We start from the raw sequence: 24,278 nt of genomic DNA, 5'->3' as shown, positions 1-24,278 counted from the left end.
CTTGCAATTTACGGATTATTCAAAAAATTACAGCAATAATCAACAAATATCTAAAACTTAAAGAAAGTCTGTATCGCTTACATTTTTAATTACTTTTATCAGCTCATTCAAGTTTAATTTTATGCAGAAAATAACCTTACTTATTAATTGCGAAGATCAGTCTAATATTATCGCTTCGGTGACCAATTTTATGGCTTCAAACGATGGTAATATTGTTTACATAGATCAGCATGTAGATAGAGAGCAAAACATCTTTTTTATGCGATTAGAATGTGAGTTTTTATCTGATTCATTTTCTATTGAAGCTTTTAAAGAATTATTTAGAAGCACTTTAGTTGATAAATTTAAGCTAAAATGGCGTATTTATGCTGCGGAGAAGAAACCAAAAATGGCTTTATTTGTATCAAAATACGACCATTGCTTATATGATATTCTTGGCCGTTATAACTCTGGAGAATTATTTCTTGAAATTCCTTTTATATTAAGTAATCATATGGATTTAAAACCTATTGCAGATAGTTTTAATATTCCATTTTATCATGTACCTGTTACAAAAAGCACAAAACAAGAAGCCGAACAACAGCAATTAAAACTTTTAGAAGCACATAATATTGACTTCATAGTTTTAGCGCGTTATATGCAAATTGTCTCTGAAACTTTAATTGATAAATATCCTAATAAGATCATTAATATTCATCATTCTTTCTTACCTGCTTTTGTTGGCGCAAAACCATATCATTCTGCTTACAAGCGTGGTGTAAAAATTATTGGAGCAACGAGTCATTATATTACTGAAGAGCTAGACGCAGGACCAATAATTGAACAAGATGTTGCACATGTTTCTCACACACATTCTATTAAAGACTTAATTGCCAAAGGACGGGACTTAGAAAAAATAGTATTGTCTAATGCTATTAAACTTCATGCGAATAGAAAAGTGATGGTTTTTAATAATAAGACTGTTATTTTCTCTTAAATATTTTCCTAAAAACCAAATTAGTTTTAGTAATAATTCTTAATAATATAAATAATTCATATTTTTTATGTTAAAAATTTGAATTATTTCATATATTGCCACACCCTTTATTGATTATTCACAATCAAATCTTCCAAAAAGCAACACTTTATTCATTAGCAGGTATCCTAACTAAAAGTTAATGTGACCATTCTTATATTATTGTATCTAATAATATGCAAGGAAATATTTTTCTTGTTGAACAAAATGTTATCTATTAACTAATTTAATTATTTTATCCATGAAACAAAAGCTATTATTATTGGTGTGTTTTATAGCCGGAATTGGCTTCTCACAAGCACAAGGTTTACCAACCAATCCAGAACCAGGAAAATGTTACGTAAAATGTATCACTAAAGATTCTTTTAAAGAAGTAGAAGAAACAATACAAACGTATCCTGCTTACACAACTTTGAAAGTTGTACCTGCAACATACAAAACTGTAGAAGAAAGCGTATTAGTAAAAGAAGCTTCTAAAAAGTTTGTTTACGTACCTGCGACTTACGAAACAGTAGAAGTACCTTACGTTAAACAAGAAAGCCGTACAGACTTAAAAGTTGTACCAGCTTCTTTTGGTAACGATTCTAGAACATTTGAAGTTTACCCTCAAACTTCAGGATGGGAATACAAAATATTAGAAGATTGTCCTTCTGTAAATAAAGATGATTGTGTTGCTGCTTGTTTCGTTGAGTATCCTGCACAATCTAGAGATGTTGGATTTACAACATTATCTTCAGACGCTAGTACAAACTCTGTACCTGTAGCTGAACAAACGACATCTTACAAAAAACGTGTTATCAAAACACCTGCAAGAATGGATGAAATTGATATTCCTGCTGAGTACACTACTATTAAGAAAAGAGTTATTGACACGCCAGCTTCTACTACTACGAATACAATTGCTGCACAGTACCAAACTGTAACGAGAACAGTATTAGACAAAAAAGGTGGAATTACTACTTGGGAAGAAGTTGAATGTGAATTATTAGATCCTAATGTATTACCAGTTTATTACGAATTAGGTAGTGCAAGATTAACAGGAGCTTCTAAAAAGACAATTGATAGTACTTTATTACCAATCTTAACTGATTCTAACGTAAGTATTGAAATTATGTCTCATACAGATTCTAGAGGTAACGATGATTTTAACCAATCTTTATCTCAACAAAGAGCTAATTCTGTAGTAAACTATTTAGTATCTAAAGGTATCTCTAGAAGCAGATTAACTGCAAGAGGATTTGGAGAAACTAAATTAAGAAACAGATGTTCTAATGGCGTTGACTGTTCTGAGTCTCAACACCAAAACAACAGACGTACAGAATTTAGAGTTATCAGTAACTAAGAATTACGTATTACAACCGCATAAAAAAGCTCCTTATTTAAGGAGCTTTTTTTTGTATATGATAAACAGGATATGATACTATTTTCTTTTCTGCAGTGATACCGAAGTTATCTTCTAAATCAGACTGCATCAACTGAAAGAACTTATAATGAAAGTCCCAATCATGTAGAGAAAGGCTTACCAAATTATCTTCTGGTACAATTATTGGCATATCTAAAACGTAAGCCAATTGATAAGCCACATCTCTTAAGGATACATTATCTGCTTTTATTTGAGCATCACCAACCAAATATTTGGCATTATTACTTCCCCAATCTATTTGTTTGGTATCCCAAAACTTTGAGGCATCTGCTACAAAACTAATCCCTTCACCTTCATTGTATTTTCTAACAACACCGAGATTCATTTCATTAACAAGTTTAACAGCCAAATTTTCATTTGTATTCAAAGGTTTTTTAAAATAAACCTCGTAATTAGTATTAAGACTCTCATCTAAGATAATCTGATTTTTATAAATTTTTGCGAGATAACCCACGATTTGCTTTAATGATCCTGTTAATTTTAAATAATCTTTAGCATCTACTACTGCTAATTCATCTACCTTATGATCTAGTGCTTTTATCTCTAACGCTTCACTTGGCACATATTCTGAAACAATATCCTCTTCAATAACTTCTACACTAAAAAAAGAGTTTAATGATGATTTAGAAGACTGCTGTCTTAAAAAACGAGAAACAACTTCCTTCTTCAAATCTGGTGCGCCACCTCGCCATAATACTTTTCCTTGGCTATTAAAAAGTACGCCATCTGGCAATACAGCAACTTCATAATTTTTGAACGTTTCTTTATTATAATCAATAGCTATTGCCAAGTCAGCAGGCTTCTTTTTTAAAAAACGTTCTACAACTAAAGGGTTCTCTGAAGTTAATGAAACAATATATAAATCGTCTGGAAACTGCTTTTGTAATACGCCTAAATGCTCCTTTGCTGTTATACAAGGTCCACACCAAGTCGCCCAAAAATCGACAAAATATAACTTATTATTTTCTGCAGATGCAATCTTAGATTCCTGTAAAAATTCTGAAACTTTAATCTGGCTTTGAACATCATTGCCAAAACCGATAAAAATTAACAATACAATAAGGATTCTGTTTCTAATTAATTCCATTAAATATGATAGTTTTGTTAACTGTAATCAAATATGATGCTAAAGTAATAATTTGAAAAATTAAATAGGCTTTTAAAAATATTACTATTAACAATTATTGGTTAATAATTAAACCTAAAAGGCTCTACTTTAGTATATATTTGCAAAAAATAAAAAAACATTATCATGAAACGATTATTAGCAGCATTCCTTTGTTTTACATTATTTTTTAACTCTTGTGACGAATTACAAGAAGTTGTAAACCAAATACCACAATCTGGAGGCGTACTTAGTAGTACTGATATTGCATCTGGATTAAAAGAAGCATTAGATCTAGGAATAGACAAACAAGTTACCAAATTAACGCAAGAAGATGGATTCTTTAAAAACGAATTAGTAAAAATAGTATTACCTGATGATTTACAAAAAGTAGATTCTGCTTTACGTAAAATTGGATTAAGCAGTCTTGCTGACGAAGGTTTAAAAGTTCTTAACAGAGCTGCAGAGGATGCAGTAAAAGAAGCAACTCCTATTTTTGTAACGGCAGTTAGCGAAATGACTTTCGATGATGCAAAAAACATCTTGTTAGGTGAAGACAATGCAGCTACATCTTACTTAACAACTAAAACAGAAACTGCGCTTTACGACAAATTTAAGCCAGTTATTGAGAATTCATTTAGTAAAGTAGGTGCAGATCAAATTTGGACAAATCTTATTACAAAATACAACAATATCCCATTAACAAACAACGTAAATCCTGATCTTACAGATTACGTAACTAACGAAGCACTTAAAGGTGTATATACTATGATTGCTGTTGAAGAGAAAGAAATTAGAACCAAGGCTTCTTCTCGTACTACAGATTTATTACAAAAAGTATTTGCATTACAAGATTAATTACATTTAATCGTTAGCTAATATTAGGTTAACATACATCTCATATAAATCAAATATTTTTGCTGTGCAAAAGATTGAGTTAGTAGTTGGTCTTTAGTTAGATTAAGATTGTTAGTTTAAAGTCGGTATTTAGAGAAGTATCGACTTTTTTGCACCTACACATTTAGTGTTTTGAAATACTCATAGGCCTTTAACAAGCGACTTCCATACCAAGAAAACATTTCGCCATCTACAATTTTGACTTTTTTAGTTGGGAATTTCTGAATAAACTCTAAAACATGTTCTTCCTTAAAAGGAAAAGGTTCACTGGATAAAAATATAATATCGGCTTCGGCTAAGTTAGAATTATCTAACTCAATTTCAGGATAGCGTTTTTGATTTTTAAAGGCATTTGTAAAACCCGCTTCACTCAGCATTATATTTATAAAATTATCTGAAGCCGCAACCATCCAAGGCTTTTTCCAGATAAAGTAAGCCACTTTTATTTCTTCGTTATTTTTTTGATGAAGCTGAAATTCCTCTCGTTCCGCTTGAATAGTAGTAGTTAATTCTGACGCCTTAGTTTCTACACCACAGATTTCGCCATACATTCTAATTAACTCAAAACAATCTTCTAGATTAAAAATATCACTGATATGAATTGGCGCAACCCCTTCCAATTCTTCAATTATTTCCTTTGTGTTTTCTTCTTTATTACAGAGAATAAGATCTGGGTTTAAATCTTTTATTTTTTTAAGATTAATTTGTTTGGTGCCACCAACTACGGCTTTAGAAATTCTAAGATGTTTAGGATGAATACAAAATTTAGTAACACCAACGATTGAAGCTTCTAAACCCAAATCTACAAGCAATTCCGTTTGAGAAGGCACTAACGAAATGATTCGTTTTGGCGTCCCATTAAGTTTAATATCTCTTTTTAGTTGGTCTGTGTAATTCATAAAAGTATATCAAAATTAGTAACAGAGACTAACAATCCTGGCGATTTAAAACAACGAAACTAAAACCTAATATAATAATTGGACTTTAACTATTTGTATTTAACTCAATAGCCATTTGCAATTGTAAATCTTCCGCTTTTTTAGCGGCAGCTTCCGCAAAATCCATTTTGTTTGAAGCATAAATAATTCCTCTTGAAGAATTAATTAACAAACCAACTGAATTATTCATTCCATACTTGCAAACCTCTTGCAGGTTTCCACCTTGTGCACCAACACCAGGAACAAGTAAAAAATTATCTGGAATAATATTTCTTATATCTCCTAAAAATTCAGCTTTAGTTGCACCAACAACGTACATTAAATTTTCAGAGTTTTTCCAAGATTTGGAAGTCTCTAAAACCTGCTTATACAATTCAACACCATCCACAGTCTTTGTTTGAAAATCAAATGCTCCTTGATTAGATGTTAAGGCTAAAAGTATGGTATGCTTATCTTCAAAAGCTAAGAAAGGTTCTACCGAATCTTTTCCCATATAAGGTGCAACCGTTACACTATCAAACCCTAAATCTTCAAAAAATGCTTTCGCATACATGGTGCTTGTATTACCAATATCGCCTCGTTTAGCATCTGCAATGGTGTAAATTTCGGGATGATTTTCGTTTAGATAGTTGATTGTTTTTTCTAAAGCTTGCCAACCTTTAATTCCGTATGCTTCGTAAAATGCGGTATTTGGTTTATATGCAACACACAAATGATGCGTTGCATCTATAATTGCTTTATTAAAAGCAAAAATGGGATCATCCTCTTTTAATAAGTGCTTCGGAATTTTATCTAAATCAATATCTAAACCTATGCAGAGAAAGGATTTCTTTTTGTTAATTTGGGTTGTGAGTTGAGTTGTTGTCATTTAAAAATTAATTAAAACTGTACCTAATATATGTGCTTCATTTACAAATCCTCTATACCTTGAATCATAAGAATTATCTCTATTATCTCCTGAAAAAAAGTACTTCCCCTCTGGTATTACAATGGGTCCAAAATTATTAAAATTCCAATTAGAATGATTAAGAAAAATGGCTTTAGATAAACTTTCAATACCCATGTAATAGTGTCTTTCTAATTTTACAGGAAGTGTTTTTACAAACGAATCATCTAAAAAAACTTTAATTGTATCTGCTCTATAGTGCGAATTTAGTTCAGGATTTATAACATTATTTTTTATATATGTATCATAATCTTGAGGTAACATCTTATACAAGAATCTTAAATCTAGGTCTTCATCAATATTTTTTCCATTAACAAAATAATTCCCATTCTTACATTCTAATGTATCCGCTGGTATCGCAATTAATCTTTTCACTATTGTCCAACCGTCTAAACTATCTGAATATTTAAAATATGCAAAGTCTAATCGTTTTGGCTTTACTAAACTAGAACCTAAGATTGTAGTTCCAACTTTTAAATTTGGTTCGCTTGAAGTTGAACTTATACTATACGTCCTAATGACTCCAGACCATCTAAACAACATCACGAAGACTATAAATGCTGCAATGAGAAATATGATTTTTTTCTTGTCCATAAAAAAAGCCTCAAAAAGAGGCTTGTGTTTATATTACATCATCACTAGCTTTCAACAACTCTGTGTTTTCAGCTAACATTAATTCGTCTATAATTTTCTGAATATCACCATTGATAATATTAGATAAATCGTAAAGCGTTAAACCAATTCTATGATCTGTTACTCGTCCTTGTGGATAATTGTACGTTCTAATCTTTGCAGATCTATCACCAGAGCTTACCATACTTTTTCGTTTTTCAGAATCTGCTGCTTGTTGCTTGGCTAATTCTAAATCATATAAACGCGAACGTAATACCTTTAATGCTTTTTCTAAGTTTTTATGTGAAGATTTTTGATCTTGACAACTAACAATCATTCCGGTTGGCTCGTGATGCAGCTTTATTGCAGAATAGGTTGTATTTACGGATTGACCACCAGGACCTGTAGACGTTGTACGCTCAATACGTACTTCTGTCATGTCTAATTCATAATCAAACTCCTCAGCTTCTGGCAGTACCATAACGGTTGCAGCACTTGTATGAACACGACCTTGGGTTTCGGTTTGTGGTACACGCTGTACACGGTGAACACCAGCTTCAAATTTTAATGTTCCGTATACGTCTTCACCAGAAACTTCAAAAATTATTTCTTTAAATCCACCAGATGTTCCGTCACTCTGACTTACTACATCCACTCTCCAGCCCTTATCGCTACAGTATTTAGAATACATTCTATATAAATCACCTGCAAAAATACTGGCTTCATCTCCACCTGTTCCTGCACGTACTTCAACTACAACATTTTTAGCATCATCTGGATCCTTAGGAATAAGCATAAAACGAATTTCTTCTTCTAGCTTATCTATAGTTTCTTTAGCCTCCTCTAATTGCATTTTAGCCATATCTACCATTTCGGCATCAGAACCATCTGCAATAATTTCTTCGGCCTCAGTAACATTGTCTGTAGCCTCTTTATAAATTTCGCCTTTATCTACAATTAATTTAAGATCCTTATATTCTTTCATCAGCTTTGTATAGCGTTGCTGATCTGATATAATATCTGGTTGAATAATAAGGTCATTTACCTCATCAAAACGTTGTTTTATTATTTGTAATTTCTCTAACATGGCTCTTCAAAAATTGGAATTCAAAAATACAATTTTTTTAAGATAAAAGGTGACTAACTAAAACTAGTTAAGCACATTTTACTTTTATAATAAAGAACAGAGTTTTAGTTGTGATATATGGCTAAAAATGAAAGCTTCAGTTTTCACTGAATAACCAAAATCTTTTAAACTAGAGGTGTTAAAAAAACATCTCTCAGTCGCTCGAGAAATAAAACGGATAAAAGAAGCGTTAAATATGTAATATGTATCGGTTCCTAGCTATACTATCTTTTTATAAACCGTTTGTGGTTTGGTCTTTTGTGATTACTGTGGTTGTCTCATTTTTTAATGCACAGATAGCACCAGCAATAGCAACCAAATTGTTTCTTACGGTTTTTGCGTGGTATTATGTGAGCGAAACTCCTAATAAACGCAAATTGACGTTTTATAAAAACATAGGAATTTCGCCATTTAAGCTTTTTTCAATTATGTTTTTAGTAGATTGTTTACTAACGGTTATTTACTTAACCATTTTTAGAGAGTTTACTTAAACACTTATATTTCTAGAACCCAATATTAATCGCACTAAAGGAGCGAATTTATATGAATTAAATGATTTTTGAATTAGACAATGTAGAACTTTACTTTAAGAACAAACGCATTTTAAACGGTATTTACCTAAAGGCTGAAACAGGAAAAGTAACAGCTATTTTAGGAAGCAATGGCTGTGGAAAAAGTAGTTTGCTCAACATTGCTTTTGGTAACCTGAAACCAAAATATAAACTTATTAGAATTGACAACAAACCTATACTAAAACCATTATACGCTACAGGAATCGCTAAATATTTACCTCAATACAACTTTATTCCAAGTAGTTTTAAGTTATCATTCATTTTTAAATTATATAAAATGGAATGGCAGTTGTTTTCAGAAAACTTTGAATCGCTTGCTAGCTACAAAAATTCAAAATTTAAAAATCTGTCTGGAGGCGAAAGACGAATAATTGAAACCTACATTATTCTTAAGGCTAAGTGCGACATTGTTTTTTTAGATGAACCTTTCTCCCATATAGCACCTTTATATATTGAAACTGTGAAAAAGTTAATTACTGAAGAAAAGAAAAACAAAATAATTATTATAACGGATCACATGTATCAGCACATTATAGATACTTCGGATACCATTTATCTTCTAAAGAATGGAGCGACTAAAAAAATTAATGCGTTAACGGAACTAGAAGACTATAAATATTTAAGTGAAGGTAGCCTTTAACAACCAAAAATTACGAGTTTGAATTAGACTTCAAAAAGTTATCTAAATCGACAACTACACCAACGCCCAAAATTTGTTTCCATTGTAATTTTGGCCCAACAATGACATTTTCTTCATTTGTCATTTCATTGGTTTCAACTTCAACTTTAATATCATTATCATATCTCAAATGTGAGCCTAACGACGCTTTTACAAATTTATTAACCTTCATGTCTAAATTAAGTTCCCATTCTAAATCTATATTACCAAAACTATTAATGTAATCCGTGTACAGTCTTAAAAGACTAGTCACTTTAATGTTTTCAAAAACTTCTTGCTGATATTGATTAGTTAATAAAATTCCTAATTCTTGCTTAATCTTTTCACCATCCTTAACAATGTTTCCCTCTAGGTCATAAATTGCAGGATCAACACCAAAAGCACCTTTATTAGCCAAATCATCATCTAAGACAAAAGTGGTTTTTAAAGTAAAAGGCGACCCATAAAAAGACATACGTTCTATAAATCTTCCGTATTCCATACCTACTCCAAAAAACATGTAACCTGGCGCTAAAAACTTAGATATTGGATTATCTCTATCAGGATAATTAAAACCATTGGCTAACTGCGTATTTATACTAAATTTTGAAGAATAGAACCAATTACTTTTTGGATCTTTCTCTAAACCTATATTAGAAATGACTTCTATGGCATCGTCAGTTTTGCGTAATTCTCGTCCTTCTTGCTTATTTAATCCGTAATTAATATTAAAGTTAGAGTTCCAAAACCATTTTTCTTGTTTGTATTTTGCTGAAGCTTTCCCTGTTAAAATTCCGGATATTGAATTGGTACCACCAGAATTCCAATTAGTAAAAGAAACTTGATTTAAGTTAAAACCAACTTCTTTTTGTGTTCGCCAACCTAATATTATCTGATCATTTTTTTTCTTTTGAAAGAACAAAGAATTTGGTTGTGCACACAACACGCTTGTACATAAAATAAAAGCACTAAATATAAACCACGAATAGTTTTTCATGTCTGAAAAAAAATTAAACTTAATATGTAAACGTACCGTATTCACTGGTAATCGTTAACTTCTTTTTCTCTGAAGCTTCTACTCTACCAATAATTTTGGCATCAACATTGAATGTCTTAGAAATCTCTATAATAGCATCTGCTACTTCTGGTTTTACATACAATTCCATGCGATGACCACAATTAAATACTTGATACATTTCTTTCCAATCTGTTTTAGATTGTTCTTGAATCAGTTTAAATAACGGTGGAACAGTAAACATATTATCTTTTACAATATGTAGATCATCAACAAAATGAAGAATTTTGGTTTGTGCTCCTCCACTACAATGCACCATTCCGTGAATGTCGTTACTATTATATTTATCTAAAATTGCTTTTATAATTGGCGCGTAAGTTCTGGTTGGTGATAGTACTAACTTACCTGCATCTATTGGTGTATTCTCTACACTATCAGTTAGTTTTGTTTGGCCAGAATACACTAAATCTTCTGGTACAGCAGCATCAAAACTTTCAGGATATTTATTAGCTAAATATTTAGAAAACACATCGTGTCTAGCAGATGTTAAACCATTACTACCCATGCCACCATTATATTCCTTTTCATAAGAGGATTGACCGAATGATTCTAAACCAACGATAACATCTCCTTCCGTAATATTAGCGTTATCTATAACATCTCTTCGTTTTACACGAGCAGTTACAGTAGAATCTACAATTATGGTTCTAACTAAATCACCAACATCCGCAGTTTCTCCACCTGTAGAGTGAATTGTAACGCCAAAGGATTTTAGATCTTCAATTAATTCTTCTGTTCCATTAATAATTGCAGAAATAACGTCTCCCGGAATTAAATTTTTGTTTCTTCCTATAGTAGAAGACAACATAATATTATCCGTTGCCCCAACACATAGTAGATCATCAATATTCATTATCAATGCATCCTGAGCAATACCTTTCCATACAGAAATATCTCCAGTTTCTTTCCAATACATGTAGGCTAGGGATGATTTTGTACCAGCACCATCCGCATGCATTATTAAACAATAATCATTATCGTTTGTTAAATAATCTGGTACTATTTTACAAAAGGCTTTAGGAAATAAACCTTTATCAATATTTTTAATTGCATTGTGAACATCTTCTTTTGAAGCTGAAACACCTCTTTGCGCATATCTTTTACTAACCGAATTACTCATGGACATTTGTGTTGGTGGTACAAAAGTAAGAATTGCGTTTAATTATATGGAACGATTAGGTTGGAATTAATTACTGTTTTTAATTTTCTTTGATACATTTCCTTTTTCTTTTTACCACCAAAATAAACATGAAACCCTAATCCCACTCTTATAAACGAATCATCAGTATCTCCACTTATTAATCCATCGAGTTCATCTGTGAATGTATAATTGTATTCTCCAAAAAGCTTAAGGCCCAATTTTGTGGTTATAATATACTCTAGCCCAAAACCAGCCTGAGCTTTATTTGTAGCAGTTTCAAAATAATTTGCAGCATTATAGCCACCACCAACATAAAGAAAAGGAGAGAATTTTGTAAAAGGACTTAATAGAAATTCTGCATTGAGATCAAAAGACATAAATCCTTCGTTATAAGTATCATTTATAGCAACGTTATACTTATTAAAAGTTAAACCCAAACTTAAATGACTAGTTATATGCTTTTTATAACCCACTCTAAAATACGATTCATAATCAAAGTCAGGATAATCTATATCTAAGATTGAAGAACCAATGGCTAAATCTATTGAATTTGTTCCTCTACTGTTGTAAAAAGCATATCTGTGCTTGTTTATTCTATCTGCTTTTAGTGTGGACTCCTGAGCGCTGACAGAACTAAAACAAACTAGTGGTATTGCAATGCACATTATCAAAGCATTGAATTTTGAAGTCATAAACCTTATATTAGAAATAAGCTTATGTCATTATAGATAGTGAGGCGGCTCGCAATATAGAAAATAATTCAGCACATAAAAGCAGTAACTTAATTATTCTGTAAAACAAAAAAAGGATAAAACCGATATTCGATTTCATCCTCTATGTTAGTGGTAATAAATACCTTAGGTCTATCTTAAAATTAAGATTCCGCTTGAAGCGAAGATTGAATGTTAACAACATCTTCAGTTGTCACTTGATTTAAATCCTCAGATTTATCTTGTGAAAGAACTAATGTTGCTCCAATAAGTATCGCTACACTAAGTAGTAACTTTTTCATTTTATAAATTATTGATTAATAGCGAGACAAAAATACGACATAATCAGTGTTATAAAATGACTCCACTGAATAATTTAACAACTTTAAGCCACCTTTTCGATAACTAGTTTAATGTCATCGACAAACGACACATAATGAATAATTCATATACGTAGATATACTTATGCTAGCATAACAAAACAATGAAAAACAAGGTTTTAAGCGCTTATTTGGTAAACAATAATTCTCGATATTTCGTTAAAGGCCACAATTCATCATCTATCATAATTTCTAATTTATCGCAATGATATCTGATATCTTCATACAATGGTTTTATTTTATTACAATAACCATCAGCTTTTTTATCTAAATCTTCTAACTTGTTAATAATTTTACGAGCATCAATCATTTTTGTTACTAATGAATTAATAGCCTCTATATGTTTTGAAATTTGTTCAATCAATGACAACTGCTCTTTTGCAAAATCTTTATAATGATCACCATAAATACTTTTTAAGCCCATAACATTTTTAATTAAAATATTTTGGTACTTCACTGCAGTTGGGACAACATGGTTTCTTGCCAAATCTCCACTAACTCTACTTTCAATTTGAACATGAAGTATATACTCTTCGATTTCTATTTCATAGCGTGCTTCTGATTCTACTTTATTTAATACACCTAAATTCTCAAACAACTCAATTGTAGATTTTGCTTTTTTAATTTTTAATGCTTCAGGTGTTGTCTTATTATTACTTAGACCACGCTTCTTTGCTTCTTTTTCCCATGCTTCACTATATCCATTACCTTCAAACAATATAGCTTTTGAGGTTTTGATATACTCTCTAAGAACGTTGAATATAGCGTCGTCCTTTTTCATGTCTTTATCATCTATTAACTTATCTACTTCAATTTTAAAATCTATGAGTTGTTTAGCTACAATTGAGTTTAAAATTGTCATAGGATTAGCACAATTTGCTGTTGACCCAACAGCTCTAAATTCAAATTTATTTCCAGTAAATGCAAAAGGAGACGTTCTGTTTCTATCTGTATTATCTCTTAAAATTTCAGGAATTTTACCAACAACATTCAATTTTAAATCTGTTTTCTCTTTAGGTGATAGTTTACCTTTTGTTACGGATTCTAACTCATTTAACACCTTAGTTAATTGGTCACCAATAAAAACGGATATGATTGCAGGTGGAGCCTCATTAGCACCTAAACGATGATCGTTACTAGCAGACGCAATGGCTGCTCTCAATAATTCTTCGTGCGTTTGTACAGCTATAATTGTGTTGATAAAAAATGTTAAAAACTGTAGATTACTCATAGGAGTTTTCCCTGGCGACAATAAATTAACACCTGTATTTGTACTTAAACTCCAGTTATTATGTTTACCAGATCCATTGACACCTACAAACGGTTTTTCGTGCATTAATACTGTAAAATCGTGACGCTTTGCTATCTTTTGCATAATATCCATTAATAAGGAATTATGATCTACAGCCAAATTAGCTTCCTCGTAAATAGGTGCTAATTCAAATTGGTTTGGTGCAACCTCATTATGTCTCGTTTTTACAGGAATACCTAATAACATACATTGATGCTCTAAATCCCTCATATAAGACATTGCTCTAGTTGGTATAGATCCAAAATAATGGTCATCTAACTGTTGCCCTTTTGCTGGTGAATGTCCAAAAAGCGTTCTCCCAGTGAGTAAAATATCTGGTCTTGATGTTGCCAGTGCTCTATCTATTAAAAAATACTCTTGCTCCCAACCCAAAGAAGCGGTTACCTTTTTTACATTTTTATCAAAATATTTACAGATGGCAACTGATGCTTTATCTACAGCATGCAGCGCTCTTAAAAGCGGTGTTTTATAATCTAAAGCTTCGCCAGTATAAGAAACAAATACTGTTGGGATACATAATGTACCATCGTATATAAATGCAGGTGATGTAGGATCCCAAGCTGTATATCCTCTCGCTTCAAAAGTATTTCTTATGCCACCATTAGGAAAACTAGATGCATCAGGTTCTTGTTGCACTAATTGACCACCATCGAATTTTTCTATAGCTAAACCATTACCTATAGTTTCAAAAAAAGCATCATGTTTTTCTGCTGTTGCACCAGTTAGTGGTTGAAACCAATGTGTGTAATGCGTCACACCTTTAGAAATTGCCCATTCCTTCATTCCTGTGGCAATATGATCTGCGATTTTACGATCAATTTTAGATCCTTTTTCTACGGCTTCGGTTACACTATTTAGGCCTTCACTGGTTAAATATTGGCGCATAGCAACCTCATTAAACACATTAGATCCGAAGATTTCGGACTGTCTTTTAGTTTCTTTAATCTTTAAAGGTTTACGTTTTAATGATGCTTTTACGGCATGAAATCTTAGCGTTGACATATTGATAAAATTAGGGGGCAAAAATACTAAATAATTAAATTTATTTCAGCGACCCATATAAAAATATGGCTTGTTAACAATAATTGATAACATTTCATTGAAAAGCCCCTGAATTTTTTGAGTACAGAAAAAAAATAACAATATTTGTAACTATATATTATATAAACAAAATTTCATTATGGCAAAAATTAAATTAGAATACATTTGGCTTGATGGTTACTTCCCAACTCAAAATATGAGAAGTAAAACCAAAGTAGAAGAACATGAAGACTTTAAAGGAACTGTTGAAGAATTAGGGATGTGGTCTTTTGATGGATCATCAACTAAACAAGCTTCAGGAGGTTCTTCTGACTGTTTACTAAAACCAGTTGCAATTTACCCAGATCCTGCAAGGATTAACGGTTATTTAGTAATGACTGAGGTTTTAAATGCAGATGGGACACCACATGTTTCTAATGGTAGAGCTACTATTGATGATGATGATAATGATTTTTGGTTTGGGTTTGAGCAAGAGTATTTTATTATGGATACTAAAACTCAATTACCTTTAGGGTTCCCAATTGGTGGATATCCTGCACCTCAAGGAATGTATTACTGTTCTGTTGGCGGAAAAAACACACACGGAAGATTATTAGTTGAAAAACATGCAGATTTATGTATCGATGCTGGTTTAAACTTTGAAGGTATTAACCAAGAAGTAGCATCAGGACAATGGGAATTCCAATTATTTGCTAAAGGTGCAAAGAAAGCTGGAGACGAAATCTGGATCGCAAGATATTTACTTGACCGTTTAACTGAGCAGTATGGTTATTATATTGATTATCATCCAAAACCGTTAGGTAAAGATATGGATTGGAATGGTTCTGGTATGCATGCTAATTTCTCTAACGAAGTTTTAAGAACTTGTGGTTCTGAAGAAACTTATGGAAAAATATGTGAAGCGTTCCGTCCAGTAGTAAAAGAACACATTGCTGTTTACGGTGAGTTTAACGACCAACGTTTAACAGGTGATCACGAAACAGCTTCAATCAATGACTTTTCTTGGGGAGTTTCTGATAGAGGTGCTTCAATCCGTATTCCAATTATTGCAGTTGAAAAAGGCTGGAAAGGTTGGTTAGAAGATAGAAGACCAGCTTCTAATGGTGATCCATACAAAATTGCAGGTAGAATTATTAAGACTGTAAAAAGCGCTAATATTTCTTAGTTAGCACTAATACTTATATACTTAGGCTTGTAGTTTCTACAAGCCTTTTTTTTTCCCTTATTTTAAAGATATATATATGAAGATTAAATAAGCCCCAAATAACAGCATTCCTTTTAGTCTTCCTATTTCAAAACGCTTAGGAATCATTATCAATGGAATTAAAATGGCAGCAAAAGCGATCATCCACCATATGTTAGTTGATAAAATCTGAGGTGTTGCAGGATTTACTACAATTGGCTTTATAATAGCAGTAAGCCCTAAAACCGATGCAATATTAAAGATATTAGACCCAATTAAGTTTCCTAATGACAGCGCTTTCTCTTTCTTTAATGCAGCAATAACAGAAGCCGCTAATTCTGGTACGCTAGTACCAATTGCAATTACTGTTACAGAAATAGCGTAATCACTAACACCTACATCTTCTGCTAACTGTTTTGCTCCTCTTACTAGCCATTCTGAACCAAAATACAAGCCAGCCGCTCCTATTAGCAGCCACATTGTAATTTTAAAGTTAGAAACCGTTGAAAGCGCATCATCTACGTCCTCCATATTGGCTTTTGTCTTTTTTCTTGAGCTTCTAATTAATACTACTAGAAATACGATTAATGCAATAAAAATAATTGCACCTTCTGTAGCAGTTAAAATATTATCATTCCATAAAAAATAGTATAATGCAAAAGAAGACAACATCATCATTGGCCAATTTAATTTATAAAACTCTCTGTCTACTGCCAAAGGCGCAATGATGGCTGTGATTCCTAAAACTAAACCAATATTTGCAATGTTAGATCCTATGACGTTGCCTAGCGAAATATCTGAAACGCCATCTAAAGCCGCTTGTAAACTCACTAATAATTCTGGTGCTGAAGTTGCAAAAGAAACCACAGTCATACCTATTACCAATTTGGATAATTTAAGTTTAAAACTCAATCCTACGGACGCTCTAACTAAAAAATCTCCACCAACAACCAATAGTGCTAAACCAGCAATAACATAAAATACACTCATTCTCTATTCTACTTTTTAATACCTTAATTTATTAAAGCTGCGAAGATACTATTTACTTTTTACAGATATCCAAAACTAGATTTTTCGTTAAATAACTATTAAAGTAGTTTTATAACTATAAAAATAGTTATATATTTGATTTAAAGTTAATCTATATAAATTAATCATGCAGAAGCTTACAAACAAAGAGGAAGAAATAATGCACATTTTATGGAGGCTTGAAAAAGCATTCGTAAAAGATGTTTTATCAGAAATTAACGATGACAAACCTCACTATAATACACTCTCCACAATAATTAGAAATTTAGAGGAGAAAGGTTACGTAAGCTATAATGCCTATGGTAAAACCCATCAATATTTTCCAATTGTCTCCAAAGAAGACTACAAAACAAAATTTATGAATACGGCTATTGAAAACTACTTCAATAATTCCTACAAAAATGTAGTTTCTTTTTTCGCCAAAGAAGAAAAAATAAGTGTTGATGAGCTTAAAGAAATTATTAGTTTAATTGAAAACAAAAAATAATATGGAATATTTATTAAAAGCTTCTGCCGTAATCGCCATATTTTACTTTTGTTTTTTCTTTCTTTTAAAGAAAGAAACATTTTTCCAACATAATAGATCTTTTCTTTTATTAGGATTAATAATAGCACTGATTTTCCCATTAATTGTGATACCAAATTATATAGTGATTGAATCTATACCAATTACAGAAACAACATTTACACCAAATTCATTAGTCAATACTAATGAAACCTACACAACAACGGAACAATCTTTTAATTGGCTAAACCTATTTTCAATTCTATATTATATTGGATTGTCTATTTTTTTTAGCCAATTTTTATTTCAGTTTGGATCTCTAATTGTATTGTTATTAAAAAACCCTAAACAGAAAGATCAACAATTTACGTATGTTATTATAAATAGTAAGGTTACTCCATTTTCATTTTTTAAATGGATCGTTTATAATCCAAAAAACTATAGCGCTGATGAGTTAGAGATAATACTAACTCATGAAAAAACACACGCAAAGCAGCTCCATTCCATCGATATATTATTCACACAACTCGCTTGCGTTGTTTTCTGGTTTAACCCTTTAATTTGGCTTTACCGAAAAGAGATTCAACAAAACTTAGAGTACATTGCAGATTTAACTACTCTTAAAAACTCTACTGACAAAAAAGAATACCAACATTTATTATTAAAAACAAGTGTTGCAAATCACAACATGTCAATTACAAACAACTTTTTTAACTCATCAATCAAAAAACGAATTCTTATGTTAAACAAATCAAGATCAAAAAAGAAGAATCAATTAAAGTATTTATTAATGATACCACTTTTAGGGGCAATGTTATTAAGTATGAATACTAAAAATATCTATGTAGACAACGTAACTTCTGTTAGTGTAAAAGACTCCACTATAGAGTTTGTAGTCACAAAAACCACAACAGATAAAGAATTAAAAAGCATGTCTAATTCTATAGAACAAAAAGGTGGCACTTTAGTTTTTAGTCAAATAAAACGTAACACTAATAATGAATTAATCGATATCTTTTTAGAACTAAACAATCATAAATATGGTGGAGGTAATTCTAAAAATACAATAGATGCTTTCATTATCTATAAAGAATTCTCTGGTTATGGTGGCGGTTATGTTGGAAGAATAAATGGTGCCACTATTCACTTTGATGAAGATCATAAAATATATGATAACACAATTTTAGATCAACTAACCAAACGAGCACATCAAGCAATTCTAAAAGCTGGAATTTACAATGAAAATGAATTGAAAAATTCTAATTTACATAACACTAAAAATAAGATTCAGAATAATACAAAAAAAGAGAAGTCAGGATCTCAAGTTATTTCAGAATCTATAAAAGTGAAATTCACTAAAGACATGAATAGTGAAAGTTTAGATAAAATGGCTAAGTTTTTAAAATTGCATAACGTTACAATGTTTATCAATAAAATAAAACGAAATAACGATAACGAGATCGCAAATATCGCTATTGAATTTATTACAGAATACGGATCAACAATCTACAAGGAAAAGGACCAAAATGGTATTGATCCTTTCTATTTTGAAATGAATGACGATGGTAATTTTAAGGTAAGCACATTTCAAAATCATGACGAAAACACAACTGGCAATAGACTACAAACTTCAATGGGCAAAGCAAAGTCTAAAGACACTATAACTATTACCATAGATACATTGCGAGTAAATCGTAGTTTAGAGAAGCCATCTCAAATTTATTATGAAGACGTAAACTCTAATACAACACAAATAACAAAAGAAGAAAATAAGAATTTACAAACGGAACAAAATAAAATTGACAATATTAGGCTCTCTAATAGCCAAAATCCTAAACCGCTTATTATTGTTGACGGCAAAGAAGTACACTCAGATTCACTAAAAAAACTAAACCCTGACGACATTGAGGGCACCATTGTTTTAAAGGATGAAAAAGCTATAAAAACTTACGGAGAAAAAGGCAAAAATGGCGTTATCGTTATTAGTTTAAAGGATAACAATTCCTGGTCTTCAGATAGTGAAAGAAAACATATTACCTATACTGATAATGAAAACGATGCAAATAATGGTACTTTGTTTTATATTTCAAAAAATTCAACCGATGATAGTTTAGAAAGTTATAAAATGGAACTCTCAAAGAAAGGCATCATTGTAAAGTATTCAAAAATAAGACGCAATAAATTAAACGAAATTACTAGTTTAAAAATCAGTATTTCAAACAATAATGGTTCAAAATCTAGTGGTAACTGGAAATCTAATAGCGGAATTCCTAATATAGAATTTGGCATATCTGAAGAGACATTGATAGCAAGATCCATAGAATAATCCAGATAGTTTTTCTAAAAAAGCCAAGCTAGAATAATTTAGCTTGGCTTTTTAACTTTCATAAGGATTATACCCCTTTATTTAAGTATTATTTTTTTAATTACCGAACGGTTATTATTTAGTAGTTTCATCATATATAAACCACTAGATAGATCTAAGTCAATATAGTCTTCTACTGCTGTAAATTGTTTTAAGAGTTTACCTTCTACCGAAAAGACTTCAACATCTGCCTTATTGGTTAATCCTGAAAGATAGATTCTTCCTGTTGAAGGATTTGGATAAATTGAAACCTCTAAAGTCTCATTGGTTTCAACATTTAAAGATTGCATCCAAGTATCTCCAACATTATCTCCCCAAATATATTCTACCATTAACGGCTGATCTATAAATGGATTTCTATTCTTCTGCCAACTATATACGATGTTATTTCTATTCATTTCAAAATCATCTGGCGGATCATTTCTATGCCAATCTAAAAGCGTAGCTAAATCGCCAAGTTGCCCTGTTGTACTCGGAAAACCATTTTCTACAGACAAACCAATATATCTAATTTCCATATATAACACGCTACGTGCTACATCGCCTTTAAAACTACCCAAAGTACCAGTTGGTCCATTATACTCACCATAATGCTGATTATTTCTTGTACTATTTTCTGCAGCATCTGCCGCTCTTAGTGCATGCGCATCAGAATTGCCATGACGCAAAGAATCTGCTTTGGTTGTCCAATATATATCGATCCCATCTGCAACTTCATCTTCCTCTATATCAAAAAACCCTCCTAAGGATCTTGGGAAGGTATGTTCTCTATTCCATTTGTCTGTATTATCAGATCCCGTTTGTACATCTAACTTAGCTCTTCCTTGTTCAGTATAAAGTAGCCAAACTTGGTTACTATTCGCTGGATTTTGATCTGCTTCATTTAATATAGCTAATACATCTGCATAAGTTTGTGCTCTTACTATTGATGGATCTGCAATGATATCTTGCAATGCTTGTCTTAAAGCTAGATCAGCCAAACCATCTGTGCTATCGTAGTAGCCATCTGGTTGCGTACTTTCTACAATTCCTGTTGTAGGATTTAATGGTGTTCCAAATGGAGCTATTGTAAAATCATTATCTACAATCCTAACCTCAACATAGTTATTATAAGCTATAATTGGCTCTACCAAATCCACAAACTTAATTTGCACAACCTCGTCACCTTCATCTAAAGAATCATCTACTAAAGTAATTGATGTGGTTACTGAATTCTGGCCACTTGGTATGATTAAGTTTGTATTACCTGTAAAGTCTGATGTATTAAAACCATAATTATCTAAATTAATATTGAAGTTTAAATCTGAATCTGGAGCCGTTTCTATTGTAAATGTGATATCAAACATGTCATCTTCACCATACTGTGCCTGTGCAACAGAAATAGTTATTGGATTTACAGCTGTGCCAGAACCATCATTTTCTCTACGAGGAGTTGGTGTAGCAGCAGCAAATGTAACATTGTCCATAGCATCAACATATCTTTGTATTGATTTTGGATTAGCATTTGTTCCGTTATCGTTATGTTGCTCAGTTTGTCCTAATAAAGTCATTAGGCCTGTATCATCAGCATCATTTGTATCATAAACGAGAGCATCGATTAAATTCGTTTGATTTGCTAAAGTACCTTCTGGAAAATCCTCTACTGTAGCTTGGTATATTCCAACAGCATCTGCACCATTCTGTATTACATTTTGTGAAATAATTAATTGAGGAAATGGAGCTACACCTTCACTACCAACCACTAGTAATCCGTTAATATCAGTTGAGTAGCCATTAAGATCAATAACCATATAACTTTTATCTCCTCCACTACTAGAACCATTAAAAAAAACAAGAATATAACCGTCTGTTGAGAAATTAGGCGTTTCAGATTTTAATTCAATAAATTCCGCGGTATCTGTACTCGGTGAATCTGCATCTAATTCATTTATCAATAAAACTTGAGACCAACTAATTCCGGATATTAGTAAGAATACAATCAATGTAATTTTTTTCATGCTATATTTTTTTATACAAAGATAACCGAATAATATAGGTATATGTTATGACTAAATTAAATACTAAAAACCAATGAAATAAAATATGAGTTTTGTCATAAAAATAGTTTTGTAAAAAGATGAAAACCTCAAAATAGAGCCATTTTATGACCAAATACCTCTAGGTTTCGCAAAACCCATTGAAAAAAGCCCTACAAAAGTATCAAATTAATACTAAAAATAGAATTTTAGTTCATTTTCAATACTTACATACAGACAAGTCACAAAATATTATAACAACTATGATTAATATAGTTATAATTTAGAATTCAATTTCGTCGATTTCATTAAAATTATTTGGAAGACAATATGTTGTGGTTATATATTGAAAACTCAATCAAGCAAACAACGTATTTTATTAACCACTAAAACCAAAAAACTATGATGACTCTAGCAAAATTAATTATTGAAATAATAATTTCAATATTTTAAATTAGTAACCAACTAATCACCAATCATAAAAATGTGAAGCTTAGTTCTAGAATAAGTTTTACTATTTTTGTTAAAGATTTACTATTCAATATATAATGAAAAACAAAATCTTTAAAATCTTAGCTCAACTTAATAAAGCCATATTACCTTCTTACTCTAAAAAACAATTAGATTTAAGCAAAGCCTCTAAGCTACAGCTAGCTATTATAGGCTGGCGTGTTTATATTACCAAAAACGCATTAGACTAAGATATATCAACGCATTTTAAATAAAAGCACAGTATTCCCTATTGTTAAAAAGCGAGACTGCTTTTAAAAAATCCAAAAAAAAAGTCCATTTCAATTAAGAAATGAACTTTATATTCTTGTGACCTCGACAGGATTCAAACCTGTAACCTCTTGAGCCGTAATCAAGTGCGCTATTCAGTTGCGCCACGAGGCCTTTTTTAGTGGGTGCAAATATAATACATTTATTAAATCATAGCCAAACTATTTATTTCAAATTTTTAAATTAGTATTTTTGAGGTATGATTTCTACAGATTTATTACAACCATTCAACTACTTATTCGATTCAGAATTAATCGATAAAATTGCTAATGTTGCCTTTTTAAAAACGTTTAAAAAATTAGACATAATCATAGATATAGGTCAAGACTTAAATTACATTCCTCTTTTAATTTCTGGAAACATCAAAGTACTTAGAGAAGATGATAATGGAGACGAACTTTTACTCTATGTTTTAGAATCTGGTGATACTTGCGCCATGTCATTGACTTGCTGTATGGTAAAATCTGTAAGTAAAATACGAGCGATAGCAGATGAAGACGTCACAGTAATAATGATACCAATTGAAAACATGAAACTTTGGTTTAATACCAATGAAACGTGGAGAAACTTTATACTTCAAAGTTATCAAATTCGTTTTGACGAAATGCTAGAAACTATAGACACACTTGCGTTTATGAAAATGGACGAACGTTTATTTAAATACCTCACAGATCACGTTAAACTTTCTGCTTCCACTAATCTAGAAATTACGCATCAAGAAATTGCAGAAGACCTGCACACCTCACGAGTAGTTATTTCAAGACTTTTAAAACAGCTAGAACGCGAAAATAAAATAGAACTTGGCAGAAATAAAATCTCTGTTTTAGACTTTTAGCAACTTTTGTCACACAACCTTTTTTTCAACTAACTTATTTTTACTATCTATTAATATGGAATACATCTTACAACCTTGGCCTTGGTTTGTTACTGGACCTTTGTTGGCAATAATAATGTTTCTTCTCCTTTATTTTGGAAGAACTTTTGGCATGTCATCTAACTTAAGAACCTTATGCGCCATTGGAGGTGCTGGTAAACGTGTTGAATTCTTTAAATTCGATTGGAAAAGCCAACGCTGGAATCTCGTTGTTGTATTAGGTGCAATTTTAGGTGGATTTATTGCTCATTATCTATTGTCTAATCCAACAAATATTAATCTAAGTGAAGCCACCATAAAAGATTTAAACGCATTTGGATTTAGTAATGTTGGGCAAAGTTTAGTACCACCAGAATTATTTAGTTGGGATGCTGTCTTTAGTATTAAAGGTATTTTAATACTAATTGTAGGTGGGTTTCTAGTTGGTTTTGGTACGCGTTATGCAGGTGGTTGCACATCTGGCCATGCGATTACAGGCTTAAGCAGTTTGCAATTACCATCATTAATTGCTGTAATAGGCTTTTTTGCTGGAGGTTTAATTATGATTCATCTTATATATCCAATACTATTTTAATT

General features: G+C 31.5%; 23 protein-coding genes and 1 tRNA gene. 11 read left to right on the top strand and 13 right to left on the bottom strand.

Annotated elements, in window-relative coordinates; all coding sequences use genetic code 11:
- The first annotated feature begins 121 nt into the window (after positions 1-121).
- Both purU and ACJBCC_RS01820 read left to right on the top strand, forming a co-directional pair.
- The gene (purU, locus tag ACJBCC_RS01825) at positions 122-976 is read left to right on the top strand and encodes a formyltetrahydrofolate deformylase (protein ID WP_407556230.1); all 855 of its coding nucleotides are present in this window, start codon (positions 122-124) and stop codon (positions 974-976) included.
- A gap of 280 nt (positions 977-1,256) precedes the next feature.
- Complete coding sequence (locus tag ACJBCC_RS01820; protein ID WP_299099422.1) at positions 1,257-2,357, top strand: OmpA family protein; 1,101 nt, start codon at positions 1,257-1,259, stop codon at positions 2,355-2,357.
- Positions 2,358-2,394: 37 nt separating this feature from the next.
- Here ACJBCC_RS01820 and ACJBCC_RS01815 read toward each other — a convergent pair whose 3' ends face one another.
- The gene (locus ACJBCC_RS01815; protein WP_299099420.1) at positions 2,395-3,525 is read right to left on the bottom strand and encodes a TlpA disulfide reductase family protein; all 1,131 of its coding nucleotides are present in this window, start codon (positions 3,523-3,525) and stop codon (positions 2,395-2,397) included.
- Positions 3,526-3,690: 165 nt separating this feature from the next.
- Here ACJBCC_RS01815 and ACJBCC_RS01810 point away from each other — a divergent pair, with 165 nt between their 5' ends.
- Positions 3,691-4,401, top strand: a complete 711-nt coding sequence (locus tag ACJBCC_RS01810; RefSeq protein WP_299099418.1) for a DUF4197 domain-containing protein — start codon at positions 3,691-3,693, stop codon at positions 4,399-4,401.
- 155 nt (positions 4,402-4,556) lie between these two features.
- Here the strand turns inward: ACJBCC_RS01810 and ACJBCC_RS01805 are convergent, their stop codons facing one another.
- The 4 genes from ACJBCC_RS01805 to prfA form a co-directional block, all read right to left on the bottom strand.
- A complete protein-coding gene (locus tag ACJBCC_RS01805; RefSeq protein WP_407556229.1) occupies positions 4,557-5,339 on the bottom strand; it encodes an ABC transporter substrate-binding protein in 783 nt (260 codons plus the stop codon).
- 85 nt (positions 5,340-5,424) lie between these two features.
- Positions 5,425-6,246, bottom strand: a complete 822-nt coding sequence (gene pyrF / locus ACJBCC_RS01800) for an orotidine-5'-phosphate decarboxylase (RefSeq protein WP_299099415.1) — start codon at positions 6,244-6,246, stop codon at positions 5,425-5,427.
- Positions 6,247-6,918, bottom strand: coding sequence for a signal peptidase I (lepB, locus tag ACJBCC_RS01795; RefSeq protein ID WP_299099413.1), 672 nt, complete (start codon positions 6,916-6,918; stop codon positions 6,247-6,249).
- A gap of 28 nt (positions 6,919-6,946) precedes the next feature.
- Positions 6,947-8,023 (bottom strand): peptide chain release factor 1, encoded by a 1,077-nt coding sequence (gene prfA / locus ACJBCC_RS01790; protein WP_299099410.1) that lies wholly within the window; start codon positions 8,021-8,023, stop codon positions 6,947-6,949.
- A 242-nt stretch (positions 8,024-8,265) separates the two neighbouring features.
- Between prfA and ACJBCC_RS01785 the strand changes: the two genes are divergently transcribed.
- Together ACJBCC_RS01785 and ACJBCC_RS01780 are read left to right on the top strand one after the other, a co-directional pair.
- Positions 8,266-8,553 (top strand): hypothetical protein, encoded by a 288-nt coding sequence (locus ACJBCC_RS01785; RefSeq protein WP_299099408.1) that lies wholly within the window; start codon positions 8,266-8,268, stop codon positions 8,551-8,553.
- Between the two features lie 61 nt (positions 8,554-8,614).
- Positions 8,615-9,274, top strand: coding sequence for an ATP-binding cassette domain-containing protein (locus ACJBCC_RS01780; RefSeq protein ID WP_407556228.1), 660 nt, complete (start codon positions 8,615-8,617; stop codon positions 9,272-9,274).
- A gap of 10 nt (positions 9,275-9,284) precedes the next feature.
- On the opposite strand, the gene ACJBCC_RS01775 is transcribed toward ACJBCC_RS01780, so the two are convergent.
- The 5 genes from ACJBCC_RS01775 to ACJBCC_RS01755 all read right to left on the bottom strand — a co-directional run bounded on the left by ACJBCC_RS01775 (position 9,285) and on the right by ACJBCC_RS01755 (position 14,912).
- Positions 9,285-10,289 (bottom strand): DUF3078 domain-containing protein, encoded by a 1,005-nt coding sequence (locus ACJBCC_RS01775; protein ID WP_299099404.1) that lies wholly within the window; start codon positions 10,287-10,289, stop codon positions 9,285-9,287.
- A 19-nt stretch (positions 10,290-10,308) separates the two neighbouring features.
- A complete protein-coding gene (locus ACJBCC_RS01770) occupies positions 10,309-11,487 on the bottom strand; it encodes an AIR synthase related protein (RefSeq protein ID WP_407556227.1) in 1,179 nt (392 codons plus the stop codon).
- Between the two features lie 38 nt (positions 11,488-11,525).
- The gene (locus ACJBCC_RS01765) at positions 11,526-12,200 is read right to left on the bottom strand and encodes a Curli production assembly/transport component CsgG (RefSeq protein WP_407556226.1); all 675 of its coding nucleotides are present in this window, start codon (positions 12,198-12,200) and stop codon (positions 11,526-11,528) included.
- 182 nt (positions 12,201-12,382) lie between these two features.
- Positions 12,383-12,520, bottom strand: a complete 138-nt coding sequence (locus ACJBCC_RS01760; RefSeq protein ID WP_299099397.1) for a hypothetical protein — start codon at positions 12,518-12,520, stop codon at positions 12,383-12,385.
- Positions 12,521-12,725: 205 nt separating this feature from the next.
- Positions 12,726-14,912 carry a glutamine synthetase III gene (locus tag ACJBCC_RS01755; protein WP_407556225.1) on the bottom strand — a complete coding sequence of 729 codons (2,187 nt, stop codon included), beginning with the start codon at positions 14,910-14,912 and terminating at the stop codon, positions 12,726-12,728.
- Positions 14,913-15,090: 178 nt separating this feature from the next.
- Between ACJBCC_RS01755 and ACJBCC_RS01750 the strand changes: the two genes are divergently transcribed.
- Positions 15,091-16,116 carry a glutamine synthetase beta-grasp domain-containing protein gene (locus ACJBCC_RS01750; RefSeq protein WP_299099395.1) on the top strand — a complete coding sequence of 342 codons (1,026 nt, stop codon included), beginning with the start codon at positions 15,091-15,093 and terminating at the stop codon, positions 16,114-16,116.
- A gap of 57 nt (positions 16,117-16,173) precedes the next feature.
- Here ACJBCC_RS01750 and ACJBCC_RS01745 read toward each other — a convergent pair whose 3' ends face one another.
- On the bottom strand, positions 16,174-17,124 hold the full coding sequence (locus ACJBCC_RS01745; protein WP_299099393.1) for a calcium/sodium antiporter: 951 nt from the start codon (positions 17,122-17,124) through the stop codon (positions 16,174-16,176).
- Between the two features lie 166 nt (positions 17,125-17,290).
- Here ACJBCC_RS01745 and ACJBCC_RS01740 point away from each other — a divergent pair, with 166 nt between their 5' ends.
- Both ACJBCC_RS01740 and ACJBCC_RS01735 read left to right on the top strand, forming a co-directional pair.
- Positions 17,291-17,650, top strand: a complete 360-nt coding sequence (locus ACJBCC_RS01740; RefSeq protein WP_299099391.1) for a BlaI/MecI/CopY family transcriptional regulator — start codon at positions 17,291-17,293, stop codon at positions 17,648-17,650.
- Between the two features lies 1 nt (position 17,651).
- Positions 17,652-19,994, top strand: a complete 2,343-nt coding sequence (locus ACJBCC_RS01735; RefSeq protein WP_407556224.1) for a M56 family metallopeptidase — start codon at positions 17,652-17,654, stop codon at positions 19,992-19,994.
- Between the two features lie 77 nt (positions 19,995-20,071).
- Here the strand turns inward: ACJBCC_RS01735 and ACJBCC_RS01730 are convergent, their stop codons facing one another.
- Entirely contained in the window at positions 20,072-22,030 is a 1,959-nt protein-coding gene (locus ACJBCC_RS01730) for an endonuclease (RefSeq protein ID WP_407556223.1), read from the bottom strand.
- Between the two features lie 566 nt (positions 22,031-22,596).
- On the opposite strand from ACJBCC_RS01730, the gene ACJBCC_RS01725 reads away from it, so the two are divergent.
- Positions 22,597-22,749 carry an SsrA-binding protein gene (locus ACJBCC_RS01725; RefSeq protein WP_299099385.1) on the top strand — a complete coding sequence of 51 codons (153 nt, stop codon included), beginning with the start codon at positions 22,597-22,599 and terminating at the stop codon, positions 22,747-22,749.
- A 119-nt stretch (positions 22,750-22,868) separates the two neighbouring features.
- Here the strand turns inward: ACJBCC_RS01725 and ACJBCC_RS01720 are convergent.
- Positions 22,869-22,942, bottom strand: a tRNA-Arg gene (locus tag ACJBCC_RS01720).
- Between the two features lie 85 nt (positions 22,943-23,027).
- Between ACJBCC_RS01720 and ACJBCC_RS01715 the strand changes: the two genes are divergently transcribed.
- Both ACJBCC_RS01715 and ACJBCC_RS01710 read left to right on the top strand, forming a co-directional pair.
- The gene (locus ACJBCC_RS01715; RefSeq protein WP_299099383.1) at positions 23,028-23,663 is read left to right on the top strand and encodes a Crp/Fnr family transcriptional regulator; all 636 of its coding nucleotides are present in this window, start codon (positions 23,028-23,030) and stop codon (positions 23,661-23,663) included.
- Between the two features lie 55 nt (positions 23,664-23,718).
- The gene (locus ACJBCC_RS01710) at positions 23,719-24,276 is read left to right on the top strand and encodes a YeeE/YedE family protein (protein ID WP_299099381.1); all 558 of its coding nucleotides are present in this window, start codon (positions 23,719-23,721) and stop codon (positions 24,274-24,276) included.
- The last annotated feature ends 2 nt before the right edge of the window (positions 24,277-24,278 follow it).

Origin of the sequence: Winogradskyella sp. 4-2091 (assembly GCF_045765065.1) — a bacterium.
In the GTDB taxonomy this organism is placed as follows: Bacteria; Bacteroidota; Bacteroidia; order Flavobacteriales; family Flavobacteriaceae; genus Winogradskyella.
The sequence above is the reverse complement of the archived record's forward strand: the minus strand, read 5'-3'. Positions and strand labels throughout refer to the sequence as shown.